A 3,803-nucleotide genomic window follows, 5' to 3' on the forward strand; every position below is an offset into this window, starting at 1 on the left:
CGCGATATCGGCCATCACCGCCATCGCGACGCGCTTCAGATCCTCGAAACCCAGCTTGCCCGTCACGACCGCGCGCGTCAGCGCCGCTTCGATCCGCCGCCCCGCCGCATCGGCACCGCTCGCCAGCGGCCCTTCCAGCTCGGCGCGCATCGCCGCCACCTCGCGGCGGAACGCCCCCGTGTCGGCGCGCACCGTCACCAGCATCTCGTCGATCTCATCGGCCATCGGGAAAAGTCTCCATCATCGCGGCGAGCGCGGCGCGGTCCAGCGGCGCTCCGCCGTCGTCCACGTCCCACGCCGCCAGCGCCGTCGCGGCGTCCGCCGGGGTCGCCGCCCAGAACTGGTCGGGGGTCCAGCCGGCGACGCGCGCCATCACCCCCGCCAACCGCACGGCGGCGGCCGCAAATGTCGCGCTCATCGGCCCTGCAAGATCTGCCCGAGCAGCAGGCGCAGCGCCGGCGTCACATGGGCCAGCCCCTGCGCGACCACCGCCTCGCCGACCGCCTCGCGAGTCGGCGCATCGGGCCGCTCGCGCAGGCAATGCCAGAACAGCGCCGCCAGCTCGCCGAGCCCCAGCCGTCCCTCGGCGGCGCGCTCGACCAGCCCGAACAGCGGCCCCAGTTCGCCCTCGGCCGCGACCAATGCTGCAAAGCTCGGGCGCAGCACGAACGCCGTGTCGCCAACCTTCAGCTCGGCCTCGCCGCGCAGCATATTCGCTGCCCCGGTCACAGGCTCACCACCGGGCCGCTGCTCTCGAGGTTCAGCGTATATTGGCGCTCGCCATTATAGTCGCCGGCATAGTCGAGCCGCGTCACCAGGAAGCGCCCGACCATCTTCTCGCCGCTTTCGAAGCTCAGCTCATAATCGTCGATCGCCCCCGACAGGGCATGCCCGCGCAGCCGCGTCTCGGCGTCCGACCCGGTGAAAATCCCCGCCGCGCTGACCGAAACCGATCGCACCCCGGCGCCCGCCAGCAGTTCGCGCCACCCGCCGCTGTCCTTGGTCGTGACGTTCACCGCCTCGCCGTTCACCGCCATCTGCGTGGTGCGCAAACCGGCGACGGTCGCATAGGTCGGCGGCACCTCGCCGTCGCCGATCTTGAGCAAAAAGGCGCTCCCATTTTCGATTGCCATCGTCTAATCTCCTTGGCTCACAAGAACATCCGCAAACGGGGAGTCGCAGGATGCTGATCACTTCGATAATTTTGGCCGCCATGGCGCCCGTCTCGACCGCGCAGGTCGACACCACGCGCGCCGCTTTCACCAAATGCCTGCGCGACGACCTGCGAAAGTCGCTCGAGGCCAAGATGGGCGAAGCCGAATATGAAATGGCGGTGAAATCGGTCTGCTCGACCGAGCGCGACGCCTTCCGCGCGGCGGTCATCGCCTTCGGCCGCGCCGCCGGCGACAGCGAGAAGAACGCGACCGACGACGCCGACATGCAGATCGAGGATTATCACGCGAACTTCACCGACAAGTTCAAGGATTATAATTCGACCAACACGCTGCCGGGCGAAGACTGATCGCCGCGTTTTTTGCTGCACCCACGGGTGCAGCAAAATGACGCCTCCTTCTCCAGCGAGGAGGGGCTAGAGCGCCAGACAGCGGCACCGCACGACAACCTCGTGCCGCCACCCGCCATCCTTCGCAAAGCCGAAGCGCGTCCGCATCACCCGCGCGGACGCGATCCGCCATCCGTCGCCCGCGCCGCGCAGCCCGGTCACCAGCGCCTCGATCCGCGACGCGGCTGCATCGGCCGCCGCGTCGCCGACGCCGGCGAGGCTCAGCGTCACCCGCACCTCGCGCCCCGCAACATCCTTCGTCCCCCAGTCGCTTCCTTCGGCTGCGCCGACGCTGGCATAGGGCGCGCTCGCCCGCGCCGGCACGCCGTCGAAGATGCCATGCACCAGCGCAGCCAACTCGGCGTCGCCCGCCAATATCGCCAGCGCCCGGCTCCGCACGGCCCGCTCGGCGCTCATCGCCGCACCTCCACGCCAAGGCCGATCCGCCGCCACGGCTGCCACAGCGCCGCGATGATCGCCGGCACCTCGCGCCCGCCGCCGCCTTGCTCGGCGCGATCGCGCGCTATGTGCAGGTGCTGGATCATCCGCGCCAACCCCTGCCGTATCGCCTCGGGCACGCCATTCGCATCGGCGGCCAGCCCGGCGCGATAGGCGACGCGCAGCCGCGTTGCCGCGCCCGGCGCACCGACCCACAGCCGCGCTGCGCCGTCGCGGTCGATCTCCGCCCGCCAGGCCGCCGCATCCAATATCGTCTCGTCATCGCCGGCGAGCCCCGTCACCGTCTCGACTGCCACCACCGGCGCTTTCGCGAGCCGGATCGCGCCCGCGCGTATCGGCATCTCCTCGGTCACCATGCGCGCGATCAGCATCTGCCCGGTAAAGGCCTCGCACAAATCGACCGCGCTGCGCACCAGTCCGGCGACCAGCGCATCGTCCTGGCTCGCACCCAGTCGCAGCCACGCCTTCGCCTCGGCGACGCCCAGCGGCGCCGTCCCCTTGTCGATCCCGACGATCATCAGCGTTCCTCCACCCGCAGGGTCAGCGACCGTTCGTCGATCTGCCCGTCGCTCAGCGTCACCCGGTTGGTGACGCGATAGACCTCGCCCGCGACCCCGCCCTCGATCGTCGCCGCGCAGCGCAGCAGGTCGTGGCTCGCCGCCGACACGATGATCCCGCCGGCGCCCTCGGGCTCGACCGCCCAGCTCGCCGCGACGATCACCTGCTCGTCGACATAGGCATCGCCCCAATCGAACGCATAATCGATCCGCGCCCCCGGATCCTTGATCACCAGCATGAATAATCTCCCGCCCTCAGTCCGGTTTGCCATCCCGCCGCACCACCACGCGCCGCTCACCCGCCTGCGACCCCGCGCGCCGCCCCCGCTCACCGCTGCGCGCCGCATCGACCCGCGGCCCCGGATATTCGCTCGCCAGGTCGCGCGGCCCCGCGTCGCTCAGCGCCGCCGCACCCAGCGCCCGCGCGCCGATCATGCCGCCGGCTCCGCCGCCAGCCCAGCAAGCAGGAACAGCGCCAGCTGGTCGCTCCTCACCCCGAAACGGTCGTGCGCGACGCCCTCGGCATCGATCCAATGGTCGAAGCATAAAAAGCCGTAGGGCGTGCGCCCCGGCCGCCCGTCGGCGCCGATCGGGTCGACCAAGCCTTCGCCCGCCATGATGTCCCACACCGCCTGCGCGCGAACCCCGAAATGCCGCCGCGCCGCCTCGGCGCCCTTCGCCGCGATCGCGTCGTGCCACTGGAAAAAGCCGAGCTCGCCCAATATCCGCCGCGCCGCGCGCCTCTCGGCCGCGCTCGCCGCGCCGTGCCAGAGCTTCTCGCGCGCGTCCGACGTGTTGATCGTCCCCGTCGCGGCATAGACTGTCGACCAGCGAAAACCGCTCAACCCCAAAGTCTGGAGGTTGTCCGCCCCGGGGCGAAAGCGTCCCGCGGTGTCGAGCACCGCCGACCGGTCGAGCAGCGCGGCATTCGACACGCTGAACTTCAGATCGGTCTGCCCGCCGTGCGTCGCGGGCATCGTCGCCGCGATCTGCGCGCGCACCCCCGCGCCGCTCACCGATCCGTCGCTGGTGCGGAAATTGATCGCCGCGAACGCCGCATTCGCGGTCCAGCCCGCCACGCCCGTCTGCGTGTCGGCGATCTCGACGGCCACCGGCGCGCTGCCGTCGACCGCCGAACTCGCCTTCACCACCAGCCTTTGCCCCGGCGCCTCGTCGCCGATCCCCAGATTGCCTGCGCACACGAAGCCGCCGCCGCTGCGCTGGTG

The 3,803-nt window shown here is 70.8% G+C and carries 9 protein-coding genes and 1 pseudogene; 1 reads left to right on the forward strand and 9 read right to left on the reverse strand.

All coding sequences use genetic code 11. The features are described from left to right. From B1A78_RS20760 to B1A78_RS20775, 4 genes and pseudogenes are all read right to left on the reverse strand, one after another. A pseudogene (locus tag B1A78_RS20760) lies at positions 1-225 on the reverse strand (tail tape measure protein); the annotation flags it as partial. After that, complete coding sequence (locus B1A78_RS20765) at positions 215-418, reverse strand: phage tail assembly chaperone (protein ID WP_077148765.1); 204 nt, start codon at positions 416-418, stop codon at positions 215-217. The pseudogene B1A78_RS20760 and the gene B1A78_RS20765, both read right to left, overlap by 11 nt. Then, the gene (locus B1A78_RS20770) at positions 415-729 is read right to left on the reverse strand and encodes a gene transfer agent family protein (RefSeq protein WP_256839664.1); all 315 of its coding nucleotides are present in this window, start codon (positions 727-729) and stop codon (positions 415-417) included. Before B1A78_RS20770 ends, B1A78_RS20765 begins: the two co-directional genes overlap by 4 nt. Beyond that, complete coding sequence (locus B1A78_RS20775; protein ID WP_077148767.1) at positions 726-1,133, reverse strand: phage major tail protein, TP901-1 family; 408 nt, start codon at positions 1,131-1,133, stop codon at positions 726-728. The genes B1A78_RS20770 and B1A78_RS20775 overlap by 4 nt, the downstream gene beginning before the upstream one ends. 50 nt (positions 1,134-1,183) lie before the next feature. On the opposite strand from B1A78_RS20775, the gene B1A78_RS20780 reads away from it, so the two are divergent. Next, a complete protein-coding gene (locus B1A78_RS20780; protein ID WP_077148768.1) occupies positions 1,184-1,522 on the forward strand; it encodes a hypothetical protein in 339 nt (112 codons plus the stop codon). Between the two features lie 66 nt (positions 1,523-1,588). Here B1A78_RS20780 and B1A78_RS20785 read toward each other — a convergent pair whose 3' ends face one another. The 5 genes from B1A78_RS20785 to B1A78_RS22870 all read right to left on the reverse strand — a co-directional run. Next, on the reverse strand, positions 1,589-1,978 hold the full coding sequence (locus B1A78_RS20785) for a DUF3168 domain-containing protein (RefSeq protein ID WP_077148769.1): 390 nt from the start codon (positions 1,976-1,978) through the stop codon (positions 1,589-1,591). Further along, positions 1,975-2,538 (reverse strand): hypothetical protein, encoded by a 564-nt coding sequence (locus B1A78_RS20790; protein ID WP_077148770.1) that lies wholly within the window; start codon positions 2,536-2,538, stop codon positions 1,975-1,977. The genes B1A78_RS20785 and B1A78_RS20790 overlap by 4 nt, the downstream gene beginning before the upstream one ends. Continuing rightward, entirely contained in the window at positions 2,538-2,816 is a 279-nt protein-coding gene (locus B1A78_RS20795; RefSeq protein ID WP_077148771.1) for a hypothetical protein, read from the reverse strand. The genes B1A78_RS20790 and B1A78_RS20795 overlap by 1 nt, the downstream gene beginning before the upstream one ends. 16 nt (positions 2,817-2,832) lie before the next feature. Continuing rightward, entirely contained in the window at positions 2,833-3,012 is a 180-nt protein-coding gene (locus tag B1A78_RS20800) for a hypothetical protein (RefSeq protein ID WP_077148772.1), read from the reverse strand. Further along, on the reverse strand, positions 3,009-3,803 hold a 795-nt coding region (locus B1A78_RS22870), incomplete at its 5' end, for a tail fiber domain-containing protein (RefSeq protein ID WP_372236919.1). The genes B1A78_RS20800 and B1A78_RS22870, both read right to left, overlap by 4 nt.

The sequence above is a fragment of the Sphingopyxis sp. KK2 genome (assembly GCF_001990265.1).
In the GTDB taxonomy this organism is placed as follows: domain Bacteria; phylum Pseudomonadota; class Alphaproteobacteria; order Sphingomonadales; family Sphingomonadaceae; genus Sphingopyxis.